We start from the raw sequence: 23,142 nt of genomic DNA on the forward strand, positions 1-23,142 counted from the left end.
GGCAGAAGGAAATTCTAGCGCCATCGCTTTTTCCGAAATCGACAAGACAGACCAGTCTGTCTAATAAAATTGCCTGGGTTCCATGTGCCTTCCAGGGTGCGAGGACTCCAACGAGTCTCACGACAGCAGTCCCACCCGGAAAGCAGACGCATGAACCCCGTCATCAAGCTACAGAGTCCTTTTCCGAACGATGAGGTTCTTGCCTCTCTGCGCCGGGAGTTCGCTGCGACCGCGGCGGAGCACGACGAACACGCATCCTTTCCACACCATAACTTCAAGCGGCTTGCCGAACTCGGATTGCTGACGCTGACAACACCGGCGGATTACGGCGGTGCGGGCGGCGGATTGCAGGAAGCCGCGCGCGTGGTCCGCGCCGTGGGCGGCGGCGAGGCCTCGACCGGCCTGCTTCTGGCGATGAACTATCTGATGCATCATCTGCTCGGCAACAGCCGTCCCGCGATCTATCAGAGCGTCGCGCGCGCGGCGCTGGACGGAAAAGGAATCCTGAATGCCCTGCAAGCGGAGCCCGATCTCGGCTCCGCCATCCGGGGCGGTCTGCCGGGCACCGTGGCCACGCGCCGCGCCGACGGCAGTTGGGAAATAAATGGCCGAAAGGCCTGGGCGACGGGAAGTCCGATCGTCAACTGGTGGCTGGTTCTCGCGCGCGTCGATGAAGGAGAGACGCCGCAGGTCGGAAGCTGGCTGGTGCCGGGGAATGCGCCGGGACTGTCCGTTTTGCCGACATGGAATCATCACGGCATGCGCGCCACCGCCAGTAATGAATTGCTGCTTGAGAAGGTCGTCGTGCCAGCGGAAGCCGCGCTGGATATCATGACTCCTGGGTCGGAGAAATTCCTGCAACGCGGTGCGCGGGTTCAGGTCTGGAACGGCCTGCTGATCGCGGCACTCTACGACGGCATCGGCATCGCAGGCCGCGACTGGCTGTATAAATTTCTGCGCGAGCGCGTCCCGTCCAATCTGGGCAAGCCGCTATCGACAGTCCCGCGGATTCAGGCGGTCGCGGGCGAGATCGAGTCGCTGCTGCTGATCAACAGAACCTTGATCGACGACGCGACCTATCGGGCCGACACGGTCGAGGCGCTGGATCCGACGCGGGCGCAGCAGGTCAAGAACATTGTCACGAACAATGTCGTGCGCGCGCTCGAACTGGCGATGTCGGTGACCGGAAATCACGGACTGGACCGGCGCAATTCGCTGGAGCGGCATTATCGCGATGCGCTTTGCGGCCGTGTCCACGCGCCCCAATCGGACATCGTTCTCACCAATGCCGGCCGCATCGCGCTGGAAACGATTTGAACGCCGCGCGACGTCCGGGTGCGCCGCCCTGACGCTCTAGTGGTCCGCCAGCACGTATTCGATCTCGACACCGGGTCGAGGGCTAATTTTTTCAACATGCGAAAGGTGATGCAATCATGATCATGCGCGCTTCCAGACCAAGTCTGCTCCTTGCCGGCTTATTTTGCGCCTTCGCTTTCCAGCCCATTGCAGCTCCTGCGCAGACACCCGTGCGGGGCGGAACGCTCGTTGCCGTCTCGTCTCCCAATGAGCCTTCCGTGTTGACGGCCGCCTTCAATCAGACCGGCGATGTCGCCGTCATTTCGACCAAGATCTTCGACGGGCTCATCCATATCGGCGCCGACTTCAAGCCGGAGCCGGAACTGGCGCGGAGCTGGGACATCGCGCCGGATGGAAAAGAGGTGCGTTTCAATCTGCGTCGGGGCGTGAAGTGGCATGACGGCAAGCCGTTTACGTCGGCGGACGTCAAGTTCACGTTCGATGAGGTGTGGACCAAGATTCATCCGCGCGGACGCTCGACCTTTGCCGCCGTTGAGGCCGTGGAGACGCCCGATCCGCTCACGGTGGTTTTCAAGCTCCGGAATCCGTCGGGTGTTATCTTCAGCGCACTCAGCAGCGGTGAATCCCAGATCCTTCCCAAGCACATTTATGAGGGGACGGATATTCTCAAGAACCCCGCGAACATCAATCCTGTCGGAACGGGACCTTTCCGCTTCAAGGAGTGGGTGCGGGGCGATCATATCACGCTCGAACGCAACCCCGAATATTGGGACACCGGCAGGCCCTATCTCGATCAGGTGATCTTCCGCGTCATTCCGGACCGGACCGCGCGCTTCGCCGCCTTCACAACCGGCGCGCTGCACTTTGGCGTGCTCGGCCCGATCTCGGTCATCGATCTGGAGCGCGCGCAAAAGGACGAGAATCTTCAGGTGCTCTTCAAGGGTTACGAGTGGCTGGGCTCCCGCTCGTCGATGGAATTCAACGTCCGCAAACCTCCGTTCAACGACGCCAATGTTCGCCGCGCTGTCGCCCATGCGCTCGACCTGGGCGCGCTCTCGAAACTCGCGACCCGGGGTCTCGGAAAACCCGGAACATCGCCCGTCATTTCGACCCATGCGCGCTTCTATTCGACGGACGTGCCGTCCTATCCCTTCGATCTGAAGAAGGCGGAGCAGTTGCTGGATGCCGCCGGCTATCCGCGCAAGCCCGACGGAAATCGTTTCTCGGTGGCGCTGGACTGGCTGCCCTTCGGAGAGTCGTACCAGCGGACCGGCGAGTTCGTCCGGCAATCCCTGCGCCGGGTCGGGATCGACGTCGAACTGCGAAGTCAGGACCTGCCGCGCTTCATGCAGCGCGTCTACACCGACAATGACTTTGATTTCATCGTGACACACTGGGCCAGCTTCGGCGACCCGCAAATAGGCACCACCCGGAACTACTGGTCGAAGGCTATCCTGAAGGGTGTGCCGTGGTCCAATGCCAGCGGTTACAGCAATCCGGAACTCGACAAGGTCGTCGAAGACGCCCAAAAGGCTCCGACCGAGGAGCAGCGTGTCGTGCTATTCAAGCAGTTCCAGAAGATCGCCATGTCGGACATTCCGACCTACGTCCTTCTCGAAAATCAGCCGTATTCGGTTGCGTCAAAGCGGGTCCGAGGGCTGAGTACATCGTCCGACGGCGCGTATGATTCCCTGAAGAACGCTTGGCTATCGGAATGAGGGGGCTGCCGTCGGCTTCGATGGCATTTCCGGGTCCAGTCGCCGGTTCACATGAAGAGACGACGGGCCGTGCGCCCAGGCAAGGCAATAGACAGCGACGCGCTTTGCAGTCTATTGCAGGCGCGGCTTGCGCGGCGGTGATCTTGCGGGCATCTTTCGCGCGGAATGTAAGGGCAATCAGGTGAGCGTCAGCACACTTCGTCCGTCTCGGCGGCCGAGAAAGACTTCCCGGAACGGAGCAGAGGCGCGCCTCTCACCGTCCGATGACCAGCATCTAATGCGCGACCACATCGTCGCGACGGCGTCGCGGCTGTTCTACAGGAGCGGCATCAGGGCCGTCGGCATGGACCTTGTGATCGCGGAGGCCAATATCGCCAAGGCAACGCTCTATCGGTACTTTCCGACCAAGGAGCAACTGGTTGTCGAATACCTGAAAGCCCGCAGTGGCCGCGTTCTGGCCGCGATGGAGGTGGCCGTAGCGGCAGACACAAATCCAGCCAAACGTGTCGCCAGCCTTTTCCGTCACCTCGAACAGGATGCGCATTCCCCCGAGTTTCGCGGCTGCGCATTTGCGCTGGCGGTCGCCGAGCACGAAGAATCCGACGCCATCAGAACTGTGGCGCGCGGGCATAAGGATGCGGTGAGGCGCATTTTTCTGGATGCGATCTCGGAGCCGCGAAAGGCCGGCGCGAAACGGCTGTCCGAACAGTTGGCGCTTCTGTATGACGGCGCCCTTGCGTCGATCCTCGTATACAGGAATCCCCAGGCGGCAAAGAACGCGGCTCTTGTCGCCAGCGAATTGCTCGCCTGAGCCTCAGCCTGCGGCGCGGGTTTGAAAGAGGAAAGTCACTCTATCCGAGGGACGCGCGCAAAGCCGGTCGCGCATCAAGCAGCTTGCGCGTGTAGTCGGTTTGGGGATGATCGAGAACCGCCGACAACGATCCGGTCTCGAGTATTTGTCCCGCGAACATCACGGCCAGGCGATCCGCGAAATATTCCACCACGCCCAGATCGTGGGTGATGAACAGAAAAGCCAGCCCTCGATTCGCCTGTAGGTCCGACAGCAGATTCAGAATCTGCGCCTGCACGGAGACGTCGAGCGCGGACACGGCCTCGTCGCAGATCAAAAGGTCCGGTTCACTGGCCAGCGCGCGGGCGATGCCAACCCGCTGGCGCTGTCCTCCGGACAACTCATGAGGACGCCGCGACAGCAGCGAGGACGACAGGCTGACCTGTTCGAGCAACGCAGCGGGATGTTGCTTTGCGCCCGCCTCACGTTGCGTGCCCATCAGCCGGAGCGGCTCCAACAGCACCTGTTCGACCGTGAAACGCGGGTTGAACGCGGCGCTGCTGTCCTGAAACACCATGCTGATGCGACGACGCTGCGCCCGCGTCCGCTTCGATGCCGGTCCCGGCAATGGAGAGCCGTCCATCAGCAAGCTGCCGTGGCCGGGTGTAATCATCCCCAACAGGGCGCGCGCGAGGGTACTCTTTCCGGACCCCGACTCTCCGATGATGGCCAGAACCTCGCCGGCCTTGATGTCGAGCGACACATTGCGGACGGCATCGGTGCGTCCGGCGGCGCCGTGGAACCACACGCTCAATCCGTTCGCGCTGAGGAGAGCAGGCGGCGTGCTCACGCTGGCTCCAGGCATGGGGCCGTCCTTTCCGTGGCAAGATGGCACGCCACGACACCGGGATCATCGGCGAGATCGTCCAGCGTGGGCACCTCGACGAAACAGCGTTCAACAGCTACCGCACAGCGGCTGGAAAAAACGCATCCGGCCTGATGGGTGCCGATGGCCGGCACCATGCCGGCGATCTCCGTCAGGCGGTGACGCGGGCCATGCGCCGGCCGCCGGCTTGGCCGCGCGCGGATCAGCGCGTGGGTATAAGGATGCAACGGCCGCTCCAGCAGTTTCTTGGTGGCGCGTTCTTCCACCTTCCGGCCGGCATACATGACGGCGACACGTTCGGCCCAGCGGTCGACGATGCCGAGATCATGCGTGATCATGATGAGAGCCATTCCGCTGGCGCGCTGGATGTCATGCAGGAGGGACAGAATCTCGAACTGAACCGTCGCATCCAGGGCCGTCGTCGGCTCGTCGGCGATGAGAAGGTCGGGCTGGTTGCTGATGGCGATGGCGATCATCACGCGCTGGCGCATTCCGCCCGAGAGTTGATGCGGATAATCCGCCATCCTTTCCCGTGGCTTGGGAAGCCGCACGCGCGCGAGCAAGTCTTCCGCCTGCGCCCGTGCCTCCTTTCGCGTGATCGCCTGATGCGCGAGAATGGCTTCCTCGATCTGCTCGCCGATCGTGAGCACGGGATTGAGGGCCGACATGGGGTCCTGGAAAATCATGCCGATGCGATTGCCGCGCAGATGGCGCAGCCGGGATTCCGGAAAGGCGGATATTCGCTGACCGAGAAGGTCGATGTGACCCGACGTAATTCGCGCATCCGCGGGCAGCAGACCGGCGAGGGCGAGGGCGGTGATCGACTTTCCGCATCCCGACTCGCCTACGATGGCGACAGTTTCACCCACATGGACCATCAGATCGAAACCCTGAACCGCCGCCAGTACCGCTTCAGCCGAACTGTCCGGAAGCGTCGACCGGAATCCGATTCCGAGATTGGTCACCGCGAGAACCGGCGTGTGGGTGTCGGGGGCCTTCATCGGTGCTTCTTGGGGTTGAGCAATTGGTTCAAGCCGTCGCCGATCAAGCTCAGGGCCATGACGGTCAGCAGGATGGCCGCTCCCGGAATGAGCGTCATGTACGGCGCGTCGAGCAACGCCTCCCGAGCCCCGCCGATCATGCCACCCCAGCTTATACGGTTGCTGTCGTTCATCCCGAGAAACGCCAATCCGCATTCCATCAGAACTGCCGAAGCCGTCAGGATGGATGCCGCAACGATGACCGGCGGAAAGGTATTCGGCAAAATGTGCGTCAGGATGATCCTGAGCGGGCTCGCGCCCATCACGGCCGAAAGTTTGACATAGTCATTTTCGCGCAGCACGAGCGTTTCCGCGCGGACCAGGCGCGCGATGACTGTCCAGCTCGTCACTCCTATCGCGAAGATGATGTTCGACAAGGTCGATCCCCAGATCGCGATCAGGGTGAGTGCGAGAAGGAAATGCGGAATCACCTGAAACAACTCGGTGACGCGCATGAGCGCATGATCGAGCCAGCCGCCGAAATAGCCGGACAGCAGACCGATTGAGCCGCCGATCACGGTGGCGATGATGGTCGCGGCCAGACCGACCAGAAGCGAGACGCGCGCGCCGTAAACAATGCCCGCCGCGATATCGCGCCCCATCAAATCCGTACCCAACGGAAAGCTTGCATCGGTGAAAGGTGGAGTGAAGGCCAGTCCGACAAATTCGAACGGATCGTTCGGATAGAGCCAGGAAGCCGCGAACGCCAAAACAATTTCGGCTAACAGGAGGATCAGCCCCGCTCGCAGGGCGAGCGGCCATGTCCGCCAGTTCGTTCTGGCGCGGCTTGAGCGCACACCGAACTGAATCGCCGGGATATGTCCGCGATCTACCGGCGTTGAATCAAGAAAGTTTGGCATTTCGATCATCGGATGCGCACTCGCGGATCGAGGAGGCCGTACACAAGGTCCACCAAGAGGTTCATGACGATGACCACCGCGCCGCTGCACAGGATCAGACCCGCGAGGAGATTGTAGTCGCGCTGCTGGAGCGCCTCGAACGCGAGCCGTCCCAGTCCGGGCCATGCGAAAACGGTTTCGACCAGAATAGCGCCCCCCAGCATCGCGCCGCTCTGCATCCCGATAACAGTTACAAGCGGCAGCAGCGCGTTGCGCAGGCTGTGGCGCCAGATCACGCGATACGGAGACACGCCCTTGGCTCTTGCCGTGCGAACGAAATCCAGTGTCTGGACTTCCAGCATCGCCCCGCGCGTCAGGCGGATGTAGATGGCGGCGTAGGCGGTCCCCAGCGTGAGCGCGGGCAAGACCAAATGTCTCGCGATGCTGGCGGCGCGCTGCCACGGCGTGTTGATTCCGTAAGCATCGGCAAACCCGCCGATCGGAAGCCAGGGCAGGGCAACGCTGAAAAGAAGGATCAACCCGATGCCGGTAAGGAAGACCGGAGTGGCGTAAATTAAGAGGGCGGATATGGAGATCGCGTGATCTTGCCATTTTCCGCGATAGGTGGCCGCGATCACGCCGCACCCGATGCCGACAACAACGGAGATGAACAGCGCTGCCGTGGCCAATAGCAACGTTGCGGGCAGCCTGCTCATCAGCAATGTCGCCACCGAAACGTTGTTGCGAAACGAAAATCCCAGGTCGCCCTGAAAGACGGCGCTTATATAATGTATGAACTGGATGTGAAGCGGCGCATCGAGACCGAAGCTTTCGCGCAGGCGCGCGATATACTCCGGAGACGCGCCGCCCGACTCGCCGGCAATCACCTGCACGAGGTCGCCTGGGGCCATTTTCAACAGCACAAAAGCGGTCAGGATGATCAGCAGCAGCGTCGGCACCATCTGGATCATGCGGACCCAGATGTAACGCAACCATCTGCTACGCGGAGCCTGTTCAGCTTCGCTGCTTGTATTATAGCGATCATCAAGGGCCGGAGCGTCGCTGCTCATCTTGGTGACATCACCTTGCCGAGGAGGGAATGGCCGCACCTTTCCACACGTTCGGCTCTGCCCTAGGGCGCGAGCGCGAGTTCCTGATTCAGAAACGGATAGTCGATGTATCCCTTGGGACCGCCAGCGAAGTATGTGCTCGGATCAGGTTGAGTTAGCGTCGCGCCGACGCGAATCCGTTCCGGCAAGTCCGGGTTGGAGATGAACATGCGCCCGAAGGAGACCGCGTCCGCGCGGCCTTCCTCGACCATCATCGTAGCTGTCTCCGGATTATATCCGCCGTTCAAAATCAGCGCTCCGTCGAAAACCTCGCGGACCATCGGCGCGAGGAATGGCTCGTCGCCGGACGGGCCGTGGGCATTGCCCGACTTCTGCATGCGCAGATACTGCTCCTCGAACGGGTTGGCGTCGCGCTCCAGTCCTTCGGTCAAGTGAATGAAGGCGATGCCCCGCTCGTTGAGCTTTTCAGCCACATAGCGATATGTTTCGGGCGGGTTCGAGTCCGCGCTTCCGTCCATTCTGAAATGAGGCGATAGCCGAACGCCGACTCGATCTGCGCCCAGCACTTCGAGCGCCGCATCGACCACTTCGAGGAGAAAGCGGGCGCGGTTTTCGATTGGTCCGCCATAAATGTCGGTGCGCTTGTTGATGCCGTCGCGCAGAAACTGATCCAGAAGAAAGCCGTTCGCCGCGAGGAGTTCGACTCCGTCGAACCCTGCATCGCGCGCGTTGATGGCCGCGCGACGAAACTGGTCGATGATTTGAGGAATTTCGCTCAACTCGAGCGCTCGCGGAACCGGAAATGGCTCCAGTCCGCTGGCGCTCAGAATACCGCCGCTTGCGGCGAGGGCGGACGGTGCGATCGGCAACTGGCCAGGCGGCAGCGTGGAGAGTAGCGCCTTCCGCCCCACATGATAAAGTTGCTGGAAGACAATGCCGCCGGCATCATGAATCGCGCGGACAACACTGGTCCACTGCTTAATTTGCTTGTCCGTGTAGTGCGCCGCTGCGGTCTTGCGCGTTACACTGAATTCGGAGACGTGGGTTCCCTCAGTGACGATAAATCCGGCAGACGAACGCTGCACATAATATGTCGAGACCATATCCGTCGGCGCACGATCCTCATCGCAGCGCGCCCGCACCAGCGGCGCCATGACGACCCGGTTTTTGATCGTGCGTCGTCCGAGTTGTAAGGATGAAAGGATTTTCTTGTCCGAAAGTGCCACTCGTCGGCTCCCATGTGCGTGCAAAGCAACAGATTCCTCAGGTTTGCACCGCATCTAAGACAGACTGGTCTGTCTTGTTAAGAAGAAAGTTGGAAGTTCAGCAACTTAAGTATGACGGCAACGCCGGGGTCGCGTTTCGCAGAATATTTGTTCCTGCAAGTTGTCTTGAGAAGAAAGGTTGCTGTCGTGGCCGCGAGCTCCATCCGTTGCCGCGCGCTGGCCCTTTTTGTCTGTCCGGAGGCGGTTAAAGGGTGCTGAAACCCCACGCCATCGTCGCGCGACGGCATGCGTGCGCGTCCCGGCCAGCCCCGGCGCAAGGCCTAGCGGGATGTCCCACCGGACCGCCGTGCTCCGGTCTCGAAAGGGGACGCGCGGTCGCCGGCGGCCGCGAGCATCTGGTCGAGCGTCGCCGTGACGTCGGAAACGCATACCAGCCTCAGCCGGTGATCTTGAGATAGGTGAAGTCGGTCTGCCAGAGTTGGTTGATAGCGGTTGTCGCCGCGATGCAGATCGGCTGTATGCTGATACAATCCGCCGGGCTGTCGTTACATCCCATTAATCCAACATCGTCGAGAGGTGGCGCTTGAATCACCCTTCGGTGGTTTTGCCGCTCTAGGTCGGACCGCATAAGCTCGGCGACCGCGTGGCGAAGGCCACCGAGGCTATGCCGCGGACAACAAGAGCGTGGCTTCCGTGCGCTGAATGCGGAGCACTGTAAGCAACGCACACGGCCGATGGGCTCATCGTTGCGGAGGCATTTCCCGTCGTGCAGGTCGGTGGGAAAATGCTAGAACGCCTTACGTTTACTTAGCCGCGGCACCTTCGAGCGAGGCCCGGTGATCAATCTCGCAATGCCCTCTATCGCAAGGTAAATTCTATGCGAAGTGAACACTATCCATCTGACCTGAAGCCTATCGCGGGCTAAGAATAGCGTATGAGAAAACAGCTCACTGACGACGAAGTCGATGCATTTCGAGCGCGCTTGGTTAAGGCGGCCGAAGGATTGTTTGCGAAGCATGGAGTGGCTGGCGTTACCATGCGACAGATCGCTCACGTTTTGGGTTACAGCCAGACGGCTGCATATCGCTATTTTGCTGATAAAGACGAGATCCTCGCTGCAGTCCGGACAAGTGCCTTGAACCGCTTCTGTGATCAGCTTGAGAGCGCCTTTGATCTGCGTTGCGATGCGCGTCAGAACGCGCGAAACGTCGGCAAGGCCTTTCTTGATTTTGCGTTGAACCACCCGAATTCCTACCGATTTATTTTCGATGCCGGGCAACCCGTTCCCGCAGACCTGCCGGGTTTTGATGGTGTCGCAAAACGGTTTAACTCTACAATGGTTAGTTACGTTCAAGCCCTCATTGATGAAGGTCTCATTGTCGGAGACGCCCAGGCGATCGGGCATTCGTTTTGTGTCGCGGCGCATGGCATCGTTATGATGCACCTCAGCGGACATATTCCTACGGTCAAGGCACGCGACGAATTGCACCGGCGGACAATGCGAATGATGTATCTGGGCGTGAAGAAGCCGGATGGCGTGAAAAAACGTATGCAACTCAAGGATATGTCGGTGAAAATCCGAAAATCGCCCAAAACTTGACGCTGTTAATTTAATCCCTTACCAACTTCCTCAACAAAAAATGGGGAAGCGCTAAATGCTTATTTCAAGTTCGACTTTTCACGTCGTGTCAATTGCCGCTGCTTTGATGGTCGGATGCAGTGCCGTCGCTTCAGCACAAACCAAACAATATGATGTAGGCGCGACGGACACCGAGATCAAAATCGGCAATATCATGCCGTACAGCGGCCCAGCCTCGGCATTCAGCATTTTGGGCAAGGCTGAGGCTGCCTATTTCAAGAAGATCAACGACGAAGGCGGCATCAATGGCCGCAAGATCAATTTCGTCTCCTACGACGATAGCTACTCACCGGCGAAGACGGTTGAACAGGCGAGGCGGCTTGTCGAGAGCGATGAAGTACTCCTGTTGTTCAGTCCGCTTGGGACGGCATCAAACACGGCAATCCAACGTTATCTCAACACGCGGAAAATTCCGCAGTTGTTCGTTGGGAGCGGCGCTTCGAAGTGGAACAATCCGGCCGAGTATCCGTGGACCATAGGGCTTGCGCCAAGCTATCTTAGTGAGGGGAAGGCCTATGCGCGATTCTTGCTTAAGGAACATTCAGACAGCAAAATTGCGGTCATCTACCAGAACGATGACTTTGGCAAAGATTTCCTGAATGGCCTGAAGCAGGGCCTTGGAGATAAGCTTGCGACGATGATCGTGGCATCTGAGGGCTACGAGATTACCGAGCCGACGGTCGACTCGCGGGTAGTAACTCTCAAGGCCAGCGGCGCGAGCGTGCTGGTGAATATCTCCTCCCCGAAGTTCGCTGCCCAGGTTATCAAGAAAACCAATGAACTCAGCTGGAAGCCGGTGCACATCATCGTTTCGATTAGCGCGTCGATCGAAACGGTGATGAAGCCTGCGGGTATCGAAACGGCGCAAGGAATCATCTCCGCAACTTATGTGAAGGATCCAGCGGACCCGCAGTGGAAAGATGATGCCGAGGTCAAGGAATACGACCAGTTTCTTGCAAAATATTATCCAGAGGCCGGACGCTCAGACGTACTCATTGGCGCAGGTTACATGACTGCGCAGGCCCTGGTTCATGTCCTCAGACAGGCAGGCAATAATCTCACGCGGGAAAACGTGATGAAGCAAGCTGCCAGCATGCAAAACGTTCACGCGAAGATGCTGCTTCCGGGAATCTCGATAAACACATCCGCGACGAATTATGCGCCAATTCAGCAGATGAGGTTGATCAAGCTCACGGGGGACAGGTGGGAAATATTTGGCGACGTCATCAATACGAGTGATGCCAAGTAGTCAACTTCCCTTGAGTGAAGGAGGCGACTTCGTCTACTGCGCGGCGAGCTTTCTCGCACAAGATCGAAAGAGAACCCGCAAGCAGTCATTGAGTTGAAGCTTTCCGCCAACCGTGTCGAGGACATACGATGCCGTTCGCCCGCGATTTTCCCATACGCAATCTTCAAGATGTGAAGCGTTTCGAGAGCGAGAAAACCTTCGCCGAACGGTGTCCAGCGCAAAGCGTCTACGATATCTTCCGCCACGCCGCAGAACGCTTTCCGTCGCACACCGCCCTGACGATGCTTATGACGGGAGTGCCTGACGAAAAGCCGCGCATCGTGTCCTACACGGAATTGCTTGCCGGCATCACGCGCGCGGCAAATTTCTTCGCGGATATCGGCGGTTCGCGGCCGGGCATTGCGTTCATACTGCCAAGCCTGATCGAGACCCAATTCGTGCTGTGGGGTGCGGAAACGGCGGGCTACGCACTGCCCATCAATTTTTTGCTTCAGCCTGAGCACATCGCGCATCTTATCCAGGCGGCTGATGTTCATATCCTGGTCGCGCTCGGCCCCCATCCTCAACTCGATATCTGGGAGAAAGCAGTCACCGTCGCAGAACTGGTTCCTGGTCTGAAACTAGTGCAGATCTCGCTGTCTGATGCGCCGCCGCCAGAGGGCGTGCAATCGTTCATTCCGTCTCTGAGCAAGTACGACGGGCAACGCCTTACGTTTGGAGCGCCGGGATCAAACAACGAAGTCGCTGCATATTTCCACACCGGTGGCACGACGGGCGCGCCGAAACTCGTCACGCATACTCATCGCAATCAGATCACCGCTGCGTTCGGCGGAACTGTCCTTTACGATTTCTCGGACAAGGACGTGATGACCAACGGATTGCCTCTGTTTCATGTGGCGGGCACTATCCTGTGTGGTTTGTCTATGTTTCTTGCTGGTGTGCATCTCGTGATCATGTCGCCAGGCGGCATGCGCAATCCGGCGATGATCCAGAATTTCTGGAAGATCATCGAGCAATACCGGGTCACCATCGGAGGTGGCGTTCCGACCGTTATGGCAGCGTTGCTGAGCGTTCCGGTTGGCGATGCAGACATCTCCAGTCTTCGCTTTTCGATCTCAGGCGCGGCTGCGGCGCCAAAGACCATCGTGGAGCAATACGAAGCGAAGACCGGCAGGCGCGTGCACGAGTGTCTTGGAATGACCGAGTGTGGCGGGTTGATTTCCATTTCCCCGCCGGCTGGAGACCGTGTCATTGGATCGGTCGGTTATCGCCTTCCGTATATCGAGACCGCCGTTCGCAAGCTGAATGCGGATGGTTCTCTCGGAGCAGAATGCGCCCCGCGTGAGATAGGCGTGCTGACGATTTCCGGGCCGAATGTAACGCCAGGCTATCGCGACCGGAAAGACAACGACGGTTTGATCGTCGACGGTGTCCTCAACGGTGGCGATCTCGCCTATACCGACGAAACCGGTCGTATCTTCATTGCAGGTCGCGCCAAGGACATCATCATTCGAAGCGGCCACAACATCGATCCGCAAGCCATCGAGGACGCTGTTGTTGGTCATCCCGCGGTCATCGCTGCCGCGGCGGTCGGCCAGCCCGACAAATATGCCGGCGAACTTCCGGTTTGTTACGTGGCGCTCAAGCCGGGCGCTTCTGTCACGGCAGATGAACTGCGCACATTTGCAGAGCCGCGAATCGCCGAACGTCCGGCGTGGCCCAAGAGCTACTTCATTGTGGACACGATTCCAGTCACCGGCGTTGGCAAAATATTCAAGCCGCCGCTGAGAAGCGATGCCGCCCGAAGGCTTATCGAAACGGTTGTGACCGAGGTGACGGGGACTTCAGAGGTAACCGTGAGCGTCGCTCAAGGCGGCAAGCGCGGTAGTGAGGCAGTCGTTACGCTTCCCGCGCATCTGTCGAAACACGTTCTGGAAGTTGAAGCTGCTCTCTCTGGCTATCTCTTCGACTACAAGGTCGTTCTGCCCCCGGCGTAGCCGGCAGGTTGCTCGCAACTTCGCTATCCATTGGTCCCACACGTCGCTCTGGTTTATCGTTCACGTTCTCAAGAAAGATCGGCCCTATGTCTCTTCCAGGTTTCCTTAAAAACTCTCTTGAGTTGCCGATCGTCGGTTCACCGCTGTTTATCGTTTCCGGGCCAGAACTGGTCATTGCGCAATGCAAAGCGGGAATCGTGGGCTCATTTCCTGCGCTCAACGCGCGGCCCGCTCATGTGCTCGGGGAATGGCTGACCCGAATTGAAGGCGAACTCGGGGAATATCGCGCCCAGAATCCCGGGAAGAAAGTGGCGCCCTATGCGGTCAATCAGATTTGCCATTCATCCAATGACCGGCTGTTCGGGGATATGGAAACCTGTGTGCAGCACAAGGTGCCGATCATCATCACATCGCTTCGTCCTCCGGCCGAGATCGTTGAAGCCGCGCACTCCTATGGCGGCGTGGTGTTTCACGATGTGATCAACGTAAAGCACGCGCGCAAAGCTGTTGAGCAGGGTGTCGATGGCTTGATTCTGGTTTGTGCCGGCGCGGGCGGACATGCCGGCACGTTGTCTCCATTCGCTCTCGTTCGCGAAGTCAGACAATGGTTCAAGGGTACTATTCTTCTCTCCGGCGCGATCTCGGACGGCTGGAGCGTTGCATCGGCCTTGGCGCTTGGTGCGGATCTGGCTTACATGGGGACACGCTTTATCGCGACACAGGAAGCTGCCGCAGCGGCGGCCTACAAGGATGCGCTGACCACCGCCGATTACGCTGCCGACGACATCGTTTATTCGAATCTCTTTACCGGTGTTCACGGCAATTATCTTGGGCCGTCGATTGCCGCCGCGGGGCTTGATCCGAAGAATCTGCCGGTTGCCGATAAGACAATCATGAACTTCGGTTCGGGCGGCAACATGGGCGCCAAGGCGTGGCGTGATATCTGGGGCGCCGGTCAGGGCATCGGACAGATCACCGACGCACCGCCTGTGGCTGAGTTGGTTGAACGCCTGAAGATAGAGTTCGCTGAAGCCTCCGAGCGCTTCGTGTCTGTCGCGCGTCCGCCGGAGGACGCTCCAAGCATTCAGGCCGCGGCATCATGAAGTTTACCGAGGAGCACGAGGCACTGCGAACCACGGTGCGTCGGTTCATCGAGGATGAAATCAATCCTCATGCGGATGAGTGGGAAGCTGCAGAAGCTTTCCCGGCCCACGAGATTTTCAAGAAGATGGGAGATCTCGGGCTGCTCGGTATCACCAAGCCTAAGGAGTATGGGGGAGCGGGGCTCGATTTTTCGTTTGGCGCAATTCTCGACGAAACGCTGGGCCATATCGATTGCATCGGCGTCAGCATGGCGATCGGAGTTCAAACGGAAATGGCGACGCCGGCGCTTGCGCGCTTCGGCTCTGACGAAATAAAGCGCACGTTTCTTGCGCCTTCTGTCAGCGGAGATGTCGTCGCCTGTATCGGCGTCTCCGAAAACGGTGCGGGATCGGACGTTGCGGCAATCAAGACCGCGGCTGTTCGCGATGGCGATGACTACGTCATCAACGGCACAAAAATGTGGATCACAAACGGTGCGCAAGCCGATTGGATGTGTATGCTGGCCAATACCTCGGATGGAGCGGCCCACAACAACAAGTCTCTGATTTGCGTCCCTCTCAAGGAGAACGGAAAATACGTCCCGGGCGTCACCGTGTCCCGGAAGCTGAAGAAGCTCGTTGCGCACTCCTCGGACACCGCGGAAATCCATTTTGACAACGTGCGTGTCCCCGTTCGTAACCGTATCGGCGAAGAAGGGCACGGCTTTCGCTATCAGATGATGCAATTCCAGGAAGAGCGCATGTACGCCGCTCTTGGAGCCATTGTCAGTTGCGAAAAGTCTATCGCTGAAACCATCGAATACACAGCCACCCGTCGAATCTTCGGGCGCCCCGTACTCGACAATCAGGTGGTTCATTTCAGGCTTGCTGAACTGATGACGGAAGTCGAATCTCTTCGCGCCCTGACATGGAGCGCGGTCGATCTTCATGTAAGTGGAGGCGATTGCACCAAACTTGCTTCAATGGCCAAGCTCAAGGCGGGCCGTCTTAGCCGCGAAGTCAACGACGCCTGCCTTCAATATTTTGGTGGCATGGGTCTCATGGCTGAAACGCCTATCGCGCGTCGATACCGTGACGGGCGTCTCGGATCGATCGTCGGCGGTGCCGACGAGGTGATGTTGGGCATTATCGCGAAGTACATGGGCACCTTGCCTTCGAGGCAGAAGCAAAAGATCGAGGAGCGCTGATCTCGGCGCGATGGCTGAGGGACGAGGGAATTCCTGAAATAGATGACAACGTCGACTTCGCAGCATGATTTTGTTCAGAGGCTTGTCGATTGTACACACTACATATTGACCGCGTGGCCTTTCCAATCATGAGTTGTGATTTCCGTAGTCGTTTCATGCGTCGACCCACCACGCCGGCGTAAAGACGACCGGAAAGACGCCTGCATGTCCTGTGGCGGCGCATCGAGGATTTCGGGCAGGGAGCAACAATCAGCAATCGACGGTCGCGGCGTTGACCGCGGGGATTGCCCGATCGCTCGTCGGGAACAACCGATTTATTTCGATGTTCCTATGCAGGGCCGCGAACCGTCGGCGGGGAGCCTTCGCCATGACACCTTGTGGGAAACAGTCATGAACGATCATAGGAATATCCCGACAATTGACCGCCGTACGCTCCTAAAGGCTGGCATCGCGTCCGTCACGCTGTTGCCAACCGAAGTCGGCATGGCGATGGCCGCTGCACGGGAGAAGACCGCGCCCTCAATGCGAACTATCCGGCAAAGGTTAGCATCGCGGGCGATGCGGGGGCGGTACTGAAGCAGTTGCTCACGCAGCTTGAGGGCAGCGCCCCGCGACAGGGAATGCAGGCAGATCGTTTGCAGATATCCAGGCTGCCGAGGTGCTGACGCCAAGTGAAATCCAGGTCAGGCGCTTTTACTTGCGCGGTAAAACAAGATTCAGCGCGGCCAGGGCCGGGCGCACCATACCGTTGAGAAGTTTGGCGTCGGGACGTATGCGTGCAAGCAAACGCAAACCAGCCAGCAGGCCGAGCAACATACGAGCTATATCCTCGGCAGGCTGGCCCTTGGGAATCTCGCCGGTCTTTTGACCTGCGACAGCGCAACGATAGAAAAATCGCTCAATGATCGCCGTCTCATCCGCCACGATGCGCTGCATCTCCGGGTCGCCAGTCGTGACTTCCATCGCAGTATTCATGAGCATGCAGCCGCGATGCTCCGGGTCTGCAAGCGAGCGAGAGATAATCTCACGAAAGAATCCAGCAATAGCGCGGCCGGGCGATTGCGTGCTTTCCAGGCGCACGATGCGCTCACGGAGCGTTTGATCGAGATAATATCTAAGGGCACGAAGGAAGAACCCTCGCTTGTCGCCAAAGGCATTGTAGATGCTGGCAGGCGTCAGCCCGGTGCATTCCGTCAGAGCGCGGGTTGATGTTGCTTCAAAACCAAGCGCCCAGAAGACGTCGCCGGCGGCGGCCAGCACTTTATCTTCATCGAATTCTCGCGGACGACCCATGGTACTATTTTTTCTCGCCACGCTGCCTGGGATTCTCATCCCGTCCCCTTGGATCGTGTTTAGATCGACCGATCCGGCCCGGCAAGGCCTGAGCCAGCACCGTAAGCTGACACTGGCTCAACCCTAACCACTCATCTGTACCCGGCTTGCGGTGAGATCGTCACGGGACGTCAGGATATATCAACGCCGCGAGCTGGAAGTACGACGACCTTCGTGCCGACCGGAACGCGATTATAGAGATCGATGATGTCCTGATTAATCAGGCGTACACAGCCTGATGAGACCATCGTTCCAATCGTTGAGGGCTCAAGTGTTCCGTGCAGCCGGTAATAGGTATCTCGTCCGTTCTGATACAGATAGAGCGCCCGCGGCCCAAGCGGATTATCGGCGCCTCCGTTCAATCCATTGGCGTAAGGGCCATATCGCTTCGGCTCACGCTTGATCATGTCAGGGGTCGGTGTCCAACGCGGCCACGCCGCTTTTCGTGCGATCGTGGCTTCACCCTGGAAGTTGAAAGCCTCCTGTTTGCCGACGCCGACGCCGTAGCGGATGGCTCGACCGCCGGCTTTCACCAGATAGGCATAGCGGTTGCCGGTATCGACCACGACTGTCCCGGGTTGTTCATTCGTGCGATAGGCCACCTCGCGACGAAGAAATTTGGGATTGATCTCGCTCAGATCCACAGCGGGAACTGGAAACGGCTCGTTGTCTATCGTTCCGTACATCGACGCATAGCGTGCTTCACGCTCCATACCAGGAGCGGTGGTCATAGGCCCCTCCTGCGTCACGCATCCCGCGAGGATGAGTGGCGCTCCAAACACTAATGCACGTCTATCAAACATCGATCGTTGTCCTTGCTCGGGGGCAGCTTCAATAACGGCGTCCGGGTTCTTGCCGTTTTGTATCATTTGCTCTATAAAAAGATATAGAGCAATCGTTCTATAAATAAAATAAATGAGCTGGCAATATCCATTTGGAGGAAGGTCAAACATGACCAAGCGAACATTTTTGATCACCGGCGCCAGCAAGGGCATCGGCCGGGCGCTTTCCGAACGGCTGGCCGCCCAAGGTCACAACGTCGTCGGCTTCGCAAGAGGGGCGGACAAATCTTTTCCTGGGACGCTTTTTCCTCTCGACGTGACTGACCGCCATGCGACAGATGCCACGCTGAGGGATCTCACGGCCCGGTTTTCATTCGATGGGGTCGTGAACAACGTCGGGTTCATCCGGCTTGGACGCATCGGCGAGATCGACATCGATCAGTTCGAAGAGTCGTTTCGACGGAATCTCACGCCCGCCGTGCAGGCTGTTCAGGCCGTCCTGCCGGCCATGCGCGAAAAAAAATGGGGTCGAGTGGTGAACATCTCGAGCCTGACGATCCTCGGCGTTCCTGATCGGACAGCGTATGCGGGAGCGAAGAGTGCTATTTCAAGTTTCACGCGCACCTGGGCACTTGAACTCGCTCAAGAAGGCATAACCGTCAATGCTGTCGCACCCGGCCCCACCGAAACCGAAATGTTCCGCGAAAATACACCTGCCGGAAGCGAGGCCGAGCGCCGCTTTCTCTCCCTCATTCCATTAAAACGCCTTGGCAAGCCGGACGAGATCGCCGCACTGATCGCGTTTCTTCTGTCTGAGGATGCAGGCTTCATCACCGGCCAGACACTTTTTGCGGATGGTGGCGCATCGATCGGCAAGGCGGCGGCATAATCAGGCCCGCCGCGGCGGCTTCATCGGATTTGCGAATGCTCGGCCGCGATTTGGCGAAGGTTGTATAGGCTATGATCCCTCTGGCACGCGCGTTGCTCCTGAAGGGCTAGGCACACCGTCGATCAGCGAGAACTCCAGCGTCGCGCAACCCGACCTGAGAGGAATGAGCGCCTGGTAAGCTTCCGAGTAATAGCATCTCTCAGCTGACTCGAAGTCGGGAAACTCCGCAATGACGATGTGAGGACGGTCGGTTGCCCCCTCGAATGTGATGCTTTTGCCGCCCCGCGCGATGTGACGGCCGCCGAATTGGGCTAGTACCCCCGGCGACCGGCTTGCATATGTTTGAAAGGCTTGCCGGTCATGAATGGCAGCGCGCACAACGAAGTAAGCGGACATAAGCCTGATCCTTGATAAGCGATGAATTCATCGTTGGACGCCGGATTTCCATGCGCCGGTCAGGCGGCGTCCTTTGTTTCTTTCGCAAAGAAAATGATGATCAGCATCGACAGCGCAGCCGCCCCGATCGGGTACCAGAGCCCGGAATAGATGTTTCCCGTCGCTGCCACGATTGCGAAGGAAATAGCGGGCAGAAAGCCCCCGAACACAGCTGACCCAATGTGGTAGGGGATCGATATTGCGGTATATCGAATCCTGGTCGGAAACATTTCAACAAGCATCGTTACACCTGCCGTGAAGACAATGGCGCCAAAGGAGATCAACGCCATCAAAGTCAACAAGACCATTGGCATGTTGATTTCATCCTTATTGGCGGCACGCCCGTACCCGTGCTTAGCGGCGGTCGCGGCCAACGACGCGCCGAACTTTACGGCCTTTGCCGCGGCATCGCTGTCCGACGCGCGATAGCCCTCAATGACATCGGCCCCGATTTGAATGCGAGCAACATCTCCGGGAGCGAGCGTCTGGCTGCGATAGTTCAAGCCGGCCTTTGCCAGACTGCTGGTCACGATGTCGCACGAGCTGGTGAATTTGGCCGTGCCGGTGGGATCGAACTGGAAAGCGCACTCCTTGGGATCGGCGCTGACCACGATGGGCGCTTCCCGCTCTGCCCGTTCCAGAGCCGGGTTTGCATAGTGCGTTAACGCCTTGAACAATGGCATAGTGAACAGTGCGCCGAGCAGGCAGCCGGCAATCAGAACTTTCTTGCGGCCCACCCGATCTGACATGAGCCCGGAGACAAGATAAAGGGGCGCCGTAAGAATGGTGGCGCTGATGACCAGCAGGTTCGTTGTGGCAGCATCGACCTTCAGTGTCTTCGACAGAAAGAACATCGTGTAGAGCTGGCCATTGTAGAAAATAGTCGCGGCGCACATCATGACGCCGAATATGGCGATCAAAACCAGCTTCAGGTTATCCCATTGACCGAGCGTCTCCGAAATCGGCGATTTCGACATCTTACCTTCGGCTTTGATGCGAAGAAATTCCGGAGACTCATCGAGCTTGAGCCGTATCCAGAGAGAGAAAAGAAGGATCACGACCGAGAAAAGGAAAGGAAGACGCCATCCCCAATCGGAAAACGCGCTCTCTCCCATGAAGTACCGAAGCGGCAGCACAACCAATAGGGAAAGCAGCAAACCGCCGGCCCCCGTCGCCACAACCCAGGAAACCCTGAAGCCGCAGTCCCGCTTCGGACCATGCTCGGCGACGTAAATAAACGCGCCGCCGAACTCTCCGCCAATCGCCAATCCCTGCAGCATGCGCATGGCCACGAACAGGATCGGCGAAGCAACGCCAATCGTTTCAAATCCGGGCAACAGGCCCATGGTGAAGGTGGCGACACCCATGATCAGGATCGTCGCGAGAAACGTGCGCTTGCGGCCGATCAGATCGCCAAACCTTCCAAAAACCATGCCGCCGAACGGACGCATGACAAATCCGGCTGCGAATGAGAGCAGAGCCAGAATGAAACCGGTACTCGGATTGACGCCTGAAAAGAAATGTCGGGCAATTTCGGTGGACAATGCACCCACGAGAAAGAATTCATATAACTCGAGGACTGTACCCATCGACGAGGCAACGATGACCCGCTTTTCGACCGCCGTCATGCGACGGCGGATAACCAGCTGGTCTGCGCTCGATCCGACAATGTGCCCGCCCGACGTCGTCGCTTGATCTTTCTGCATCTCCATCCCCCATTTTTTAATTGCCTTGATGCGTGTGAAACCCGTCAATCGCGCTCCGCCATTGTCACTTGGCGCTGTTCGCCCAGCCCTTCGATTGAAAGGGTCATGACATCACCGTTTTTGAGATAGACGGGCGGCTGGCTGCCGTGACCTACGCCTTGCGGAGTGCCTGTGCACACAAGGTCGCCCGGCTCCAGCGTCATGAATCCGCTGAGATAGCTGATCGTCTCAGCAACGCTGAAGATCATGTCCGATGTGTTGCTTTTCTGAGCGATCCGACCCGAAATCTCGCATCTCAATTGCAGCGTCTGAGGATCAGATATTTCATCGCGCGTCACGATGTAGGGGCCGACAGGGCAAAACGTGTCCGCGCTCTTGCCCTTGGTCCATTGCCCCCCGCGTTCAAGCTGAAAAGAACGCTCGCTCACGTCGTTGACGACGCAATATCCCAGAACATGATCGAGCGCGGCACTGGGCGTTACCCTTTTGGCCCGGCGACCGATGACAACGCCGAGTTCCACCTCCCAGTCGCATTTGCTTGAATTGACTGGCAGGACAACGGCATCATATGGCCCCGATAGCGAACTCGACGCCTTAAGAAACACAACTGGCTCGGTGGGTATTGGCATGCCAGCTTCGATCGCGTGCGCCCTATAATTCAGCCCGATACAGACGATTTTTCCAGGCTTTGAGAGCGGCGCGCCCAGACGAGCGCCCGCGGTACCTATCGGCAGGTCGTCGATCGGCCAATCCGGTGGAGCGTTTGCAAGCGCTTCAAAAGTGTCGGGGTTGAAATCGTCGACTAGCGAAGCCAGCGATCTGATGTTGCCATCACGATCGAGCGCGGCCGGTTTCTCGAAATCCTTCTTTCCGTAACGCAGCAGCTTCACGATTGTCTCCTTGCCGCATTCAGGCTGATTGTGGTGCCGCATCTGTCCGAGCGCCCGACACGGCGATTGGCGCCGCGGCAGGCGTACTCAATTTGTGAGGGACTGGATGTCAAAGCAGACTTCTCCGCGTCTGATCGGAACGCAATCAGGAGAAAACTCCTGCAGGAATTCGTGCCCCTGAGCCTTCGCAAGCGACATGAAGCGGTCCAACTGCAGCATCGAGCGGACATCAACTCCGTCGGGGTATCCGTAAATGTCGTGGAGAACGATTGTCGTCCACGGCTTGGTCGTCAGATCCGTAAGCGCACGGTTCACCCAGGCGTCAGGGTGCTCCCAGTCACGAGGAACAGAATTGAACAAGACGCACGTGATCTTTGCGCCCCTCATCTTCTGAATGTCGGTTTTCCGGAACAGTCTGTGATCAATCAGGCCTGCGTTGCAAAACGGCCGAAACAATCGGTCGGGATGGGCCAGATCGCCAAGGGCATCGAAGGTGCGGGACACTTCTTCGTCGAAGAAGCTGTCTGTCGACGCATTCCCCAAGGATGTCCGGTGAGTGAATGAATGATTTCCAATCCAGTGACCTTCGGCACGCGCGCGCTCTACGACCGCCTTTGCTCCTGGCTTCTCAAGATTCTGCCCGATGACAAAGAATGTCGCGCGCACGTCCTGCTTGCGCAGCACGTCCAGAACCAGGGACGTCATTTCCGGTTCCGGTCCGTTGTCGAAGGTGAGAGTGATGCGCCCCATAGCTTGCCTTTGCTTCAGAATGGCGAAGTCAGGCGGCGTCAAGTCAAAGGCAAAACGTGGATCAGACCACGGGCTCGCCTCCGTTCCAGGCCACCATTGATACAGTCAGTAGATAAGCGATCTTATATTGCTATCAGCTATGCCACTTTAGGGCGCCGTACTCCTTCATCGCCAGCCATAGGCTTTAATGCAGTAACCTCCGGCGATTTGAAGCTAATCACGCCAATCGCTTCGAAGAAAATTGATTTTACGATATTCTTTCATAGATAAAATCTATGTGTATATTGACCGGAGCTG

General features: G+C 58.4%; 20 protein-coding genes. 9 read left to right on the forward strand and 11 right to left on the reverse strand.

Annotation, left to right across the window (positions count from 1 at the left end; genetic code table 11):
• Positions 1 to 150 precede the first annotated feature (150 nt).
• The 3 genes from LVY71_RS03435 to LVY71_RS03445 all read left to right on the forward strand — a co-directional run bounded on the left by LVY71_RS03435 (position 151) and on the right by LVY71_RS03445 (position 3,846).
• On the forward strand, positions 151 to 1,317 hold the full coding sequence (locus LVY71_RS03435) for an acyl-CoA dehydrogenase family protein (protein WP_235098189.1): 1,167 nt from the start codon (positions 151 to 153) through the stop codon (positions 1,315 to 1,317).
• 257 nt (positions 1,318 to 1,574) lie between these two features.
• A complete protein-coding gene (locus LVY71_RS03440) occupies positions 1,575 to 3,035 on the forward strand; it encodes an ABC transporter substrate-binding protein (protein ID WP_235098191.1) in 1,461 nt (486 codons plus the stop codon).
• Positions 3,036 to 3,312: 277 nt separating this feature from the next.
• Positions 3,313 to 3,846 carry a TetR/AcrR family transcriptional regulator gene (locus LVY71_RS03445; RefSeq protein ID WP_235098193.1) on the forward strand — a complete coding sequence of 178 codons (534 nt, stop codon included), beginning with the start codon at positions 3,313 to 3,315 and terminating at the stop codon, positions 3,844 to 3,846.
• A gap of 40 nt (positions 3,847 to 3,886) precedes the next feature.
• Here LVY71_RS03445 and LVY71_RS03450 read toward each other — a convergent pair whose 3' ends face one another.
• The 5 genes from LVY71_RS03450 to LVY71_RS03470 all read right to left on the reverse strand — a co-directional run bounded on the left by LVY71_RS03450 (position 3,887) and on the right by LVY71_RS03470 (position 8,886).
• On the reverse strand, positions 3,887 to 4,690 hold the full coding sequence (locus tag LVY71_RS03450; RefSeq protein WP_235098195.1) for an ABC transporter ATP-binding protein: 804 nt from the start codon (positions 4,688 to 4,690) through the stop codon (positions 3,887 to 3,889).
• Positions 4,672 to 5,712, reverse strand: a complete 1,041-nt coding sequence (locus LVY71_RS03455; RefSeq protein WP_235098196.1) for an ABC transporter ATP-binding protein — start codon at positions 5,710 to 5,712, stop codon at positions 4,672 to 4,674. Before LVY71_RS03455 ends, LVY71_RS03450 begins: the two co-directional genes overlap by 19 nt.
• On the reverse strand, positions 5,709 to 6,611 hold the full coding sequence (locus LVY71_RS03460) for an ABC transporter permease (RefSeq protein WP_235098198.1): 903 nt from the start codon (positions 6,609 to 6,611) through the stop codon (positions 5,709 to 5,711). Before LVY71_RS03460 ends, LVY71_RS03455 begins: the two co-directional genes overlap by 4 nt.
• A 5-nt stretch (positions 6,612 to 6,616) precedes the next feature.
• A complete protein-coding gene (locus tag LVY71_RS03465; RefSeq protein ID WP_235098199.1) occupies positions 6,617 to 7,660 on the reverse strand; it encodes an ABC transporter permease in 1,044 nt (347 codons plus the stop codon).
• A gap of 62 nt (positions 7,661 to 7,722) precedes the next feature.
• Positions 7,723 to 8,886 carry an alkene reductase gene (locus LVY71_RS03470; RefSeq protein ID WP_235098202.1) on the reverse strand — a complete coding sequence of 388 codons (1,164 nt, stop codon included), beginning with the start codon at positions 8,884 to 8,886 and terminating at the stop codon, positions 7,723 to 7,725.
• 934 nt (positions 8,887 to 9,820) lie between these two features.
• Between LVY71_RS03470 and LVY71_RS03475 the strand changes: the two genes are divergently transcribed.
• The 5 genes from LVY71_RS03475 to LVY71_RS03495 all read left to right on the forward strand — a co-directional run bounded on the left by LVY71_RS03475 (position 9,821) and on the right by LVY71_RS03495 (position 16,061).
• Positions 9,821 to 10,486 (forward strand): TetR/AcrR family transcriptional regulator, encoded by a 666-nt coding sequence (locus tag LVY71_RS03475; protein WP_235098204.1) that lies wholly within the window; start codon positions 9,821 to 9,823, stop codon positions 10,484 to 10,486.
• Positions 10,487 to 10,541: 55 nt separating this feature from the next.
• Positions 10,542 to 11,774 carry an ABC transporter substrate-binding protein gene (locus tag LVY71_RS03480; RefSeq protein WP_235098206.1) on the forward strand — a complete coding sequence of 411 codons (1,233 nt, stop codon included), beginning with the start codon at positions 10,542 to 10,544 and terminating at the stop codon, positions 11,772 to 11,774.
• A gap of 128 nt (positions 11,775 to 11,902) precedes the next feature.
• A complete protein-coding gene (locus LVY71_RS03485) occupies positions 11,903 to 13,771 on the forward strand; it encodes an acyl-CoA synthetase (RefSeq protein WP_235098207.1) in 1,869 nt (622 codons plus the stop codon).
• A gap of 86 nt (positions 13,772 to 13,857) precedes the next feature.
• Positions 13,858 to 14,874, forward strand: coding sequence for an NAD(P)H-dependent flavin oxidoreductase (locus LVY71_RS03490; RefSeq protein ID WP_235098209.1), 1,017 nt, complete (start codon positions 13,858 to 13,860; stop codon positions 14,872 to 14,874).
• Positions 14,871 to 16,061 carry an acyl-CoA dehydrogenase family protein gene (locus LVY71_RS03495; RefSeq protein ID WP_235098212.1) on the forward strand — a complete coding sequence of 397 codons (1,191 nt, stop codon included), beginning with the start codon at positions 14,871 to 14,873 and terminating at the stop codon, positions 16,059 to 16,061. The genes LVY71_RS03490 and LVY71_RS03495 overlap by 4 nt, the downstream gene beginning before the upstream one ends.
• Positions 16,062 to 16,754: 693 nt before the next feature.
• Here LVY71_RS03495 and LVY71_RS03500 read toward each other — a convergent pair.
• Entirely contained in the window at positions 16,755 to 17,354 is a 600-nt protein-coding gene (locus LVY71_RS03500; RefSeq protein WP_235098214.1) for a TetR/AcrR family transcriptional regulator, read from the reverse strand.
• A gap of 170 nt (positions 17,355 to 17,524) precedes the next feature.
• Entirely contained in the window at positions 17,525 to 18,196 is a 672-nt protein-coding gene (locus LVY71_RS03505) for a L,D-transpeptidase (RefSeq protein WP_235100007.1), read from the reverse strand.
• 148 nt (positions 18,197 to 18,344) lie between these two features.
• Here LVY71_RS03505 and LVY71_RS03510 point away from each other — a divergent pair, with 148 nt between their 5' ends.
• The gene (locus LVY71_RS03510) at positions 18,345 to 19,064 is read left to right on the forward strand and encodes an SDR family oxidoreductase (protein ID WP_235098216.1); all 720 of its coding nucleotides are present in this window, start codon (positions 18,345 to 18,347) and stop codon (positions 19,062 to 19,064) included.
• Between the two features lie 69 nt (positions 19,065 to 19,133).
• Here LVY71_RS03510 and LVY71_RS23030 read toward each other — a convergent pair whose 3' ends face one another.
• The 4 genes from LVY71_RS23030 to LVY71_RS03525 form a co-directional block, all read right to left on the reverse strand.
• Positions 19,134 to 19,460, reverse strand: a complete 327-nt coding sequence (locus tag LVY71_RS23030; protein WP_502797530.1) for a DUF1330 domain-containing protein — start codon at positions 19,458 to 19,460, stop codon at positions 19,134 to 19,136.
• 59 nt (positions 19,461 to 19,519) lie between these two features.
• Positions 19,520 to 21,253 (reverse strand): MFS transporter, encoded by a 1,734-nt coding sequence (locus LVY71_RS03515; RefSeq protein WP_235098218.1) that lies wholly within the window; start codon positions 21,251 to 21,253, stop codon positions 19,520 to 19,522.
• Positions 21,250 to 22,095: a fumarylacetoacetate hydrolase family protein gene (locus tag LVY71_RS03520; RefSeq protein ID WP_235098220.1), complete on the reverse strand. Its 846-nt coding sequence runs from the start codon at positions 22,093 to 22,095 to the stop codon at positions 21,250 to 21,252. The genes LVY71_RS03515 and LVY71_RS03520 overlap by 4 nt, the downstream gene beginning before the upstream one ends.
• An 87-nt stretch (positions 22,096 to 22,182) precedes the next feature.
• Positions 22,183 to 22,887 (reverse strand): polysaccharide deacetylase family protein, encoded by a 705-nt coding sequence (locus LVY71_RS03525; RefSeq protein ID WP_235098222.1) that lies wholly within the window; start codon positions 22,885 to 22,887, stop codon positions 22,183 to 22,185.
• Positions 22,888 to 23,142 lie beyond the last annotated feature (255 nt).

Origin of the sequence: Bradyrhizobium sp. G127 (assembly GCF_021502575.1) — a bacterium.
Classification (GTDB): Bacteria; Pseudomonadota; Alphaproteobacteria; order Rhizobiales; family Xanthobacteraceae; genus Afipia.

Excerpts from the sequence above, each read along its gene's own strand:
- LVY71_RS03435 (WP_235098189.1), top strand. The coding sequence starts at position 151 with ATGAACCCCGTCATCAAGCTACAGAGTCCTTTTCCGAACGATGAGGTT.
- LVY71_RS03445 (WP_235098193.1), top strand. The coding sequence starts at position 3,313 with ATGCGCGACCACATCGTCGCGACGGCGTCGCGGCTGTTCTACAGGAGC.
- LVY71_RS03450 (WP_235098195.1), bottom strand. The coding sequence starts at position 4,690 with ATGCCTGGAGCCAGCGTGAGCACGCCGCCTGCTCTCCTCAGCGCGAAC.
- LVY71_RS03455 (WP_235098196.1), bottom strand. The coding sequence starts at position 5,712 with ATGAAGGCCCCCGACACCCACACGCCGGTTCTCGCGGTGACCAATCTC.
- LVY71_RS03460 (WP_235098198.1), bottom strand. The coding sequence starts at position 6,611 with ATGCCAAACTTTCTTGATTCAACGCCGGTAGATCGCGGACATATCCCG.
- LVY71_RS03465 (WP_235098199.1), bottom strand. The coding sequence starts at position 7,660 with ATGAGCAGCGACGCTCCGGCCCTTGATGATCGCTATAATACAAGCAGC.
- LVY71_RS03475 (WP_235098204.1), top strand. The coding sequence starts at position 9,821 with ATGAGAAAACAGCTCACTGACGACGAAGTCGATGCATTTCGAGCGCGC.
- LVY71_RS03480 (WP_235098206.1), top strand. The coding sequence starts at position 10,542 with ATGCTTATTTCAAGTTCGACTTTTCACGTCGTGTCAATTGCCGCTGCT.
- LVY71_RS03485 (WP_235098207.1), top strand. The coding sequence starts at position 11,903 with ATGCCGTTCGCCCGCGATTTTCCCATACGCAATCTTCAAGATGTGAAG.
- LVY71_RS03490 (WP_235098209.1), top strand. The coding sequence starts at position 13,858 with ATGTCTCTTCCAGGTTTCCTTAAAAACTCTCTTGAGTTGCCGATCGTC.
- LVY71_RS03495 (WP_235098212.1), top strand. The coding sequence starts at position 14,871 with ATGAAGTTTACCGAGGAGCACGAGGCACTGCGAACCACGGTGCGTCGG.
- LVY71_RS03500 (WP_235098214.1), bottom strand. The coding sequence starts at position 17,354 with ATGGGTCGTCCGCGAGAATTCGATGAAGATAAAGTGCTGGCCGCCGCC.
- LVY71_RS03505 (WP_235100007.1), bottom strand. The coding sequence starts at position 18,196 with ATGTTTGATAGACGTGCATTAGTGTTTGGAGCGCCACTCATCCTCGCG.
- LVY71_RS03510 (WP_235098216.1), top strand. The coding sequence starts at position 18,345 with ATGACCAAGCGAACATTTTTGATCACCGGCGCCAGCAAGGGCATCGGC.
- LVY71_RS23030 (WP_502797530.1), bottom strand. The coding sequence starts at position 19,460 with ATGTCCGCTTACTTCGTTGTGCGCGCTGCCATTCATGACCGGCAAGCC.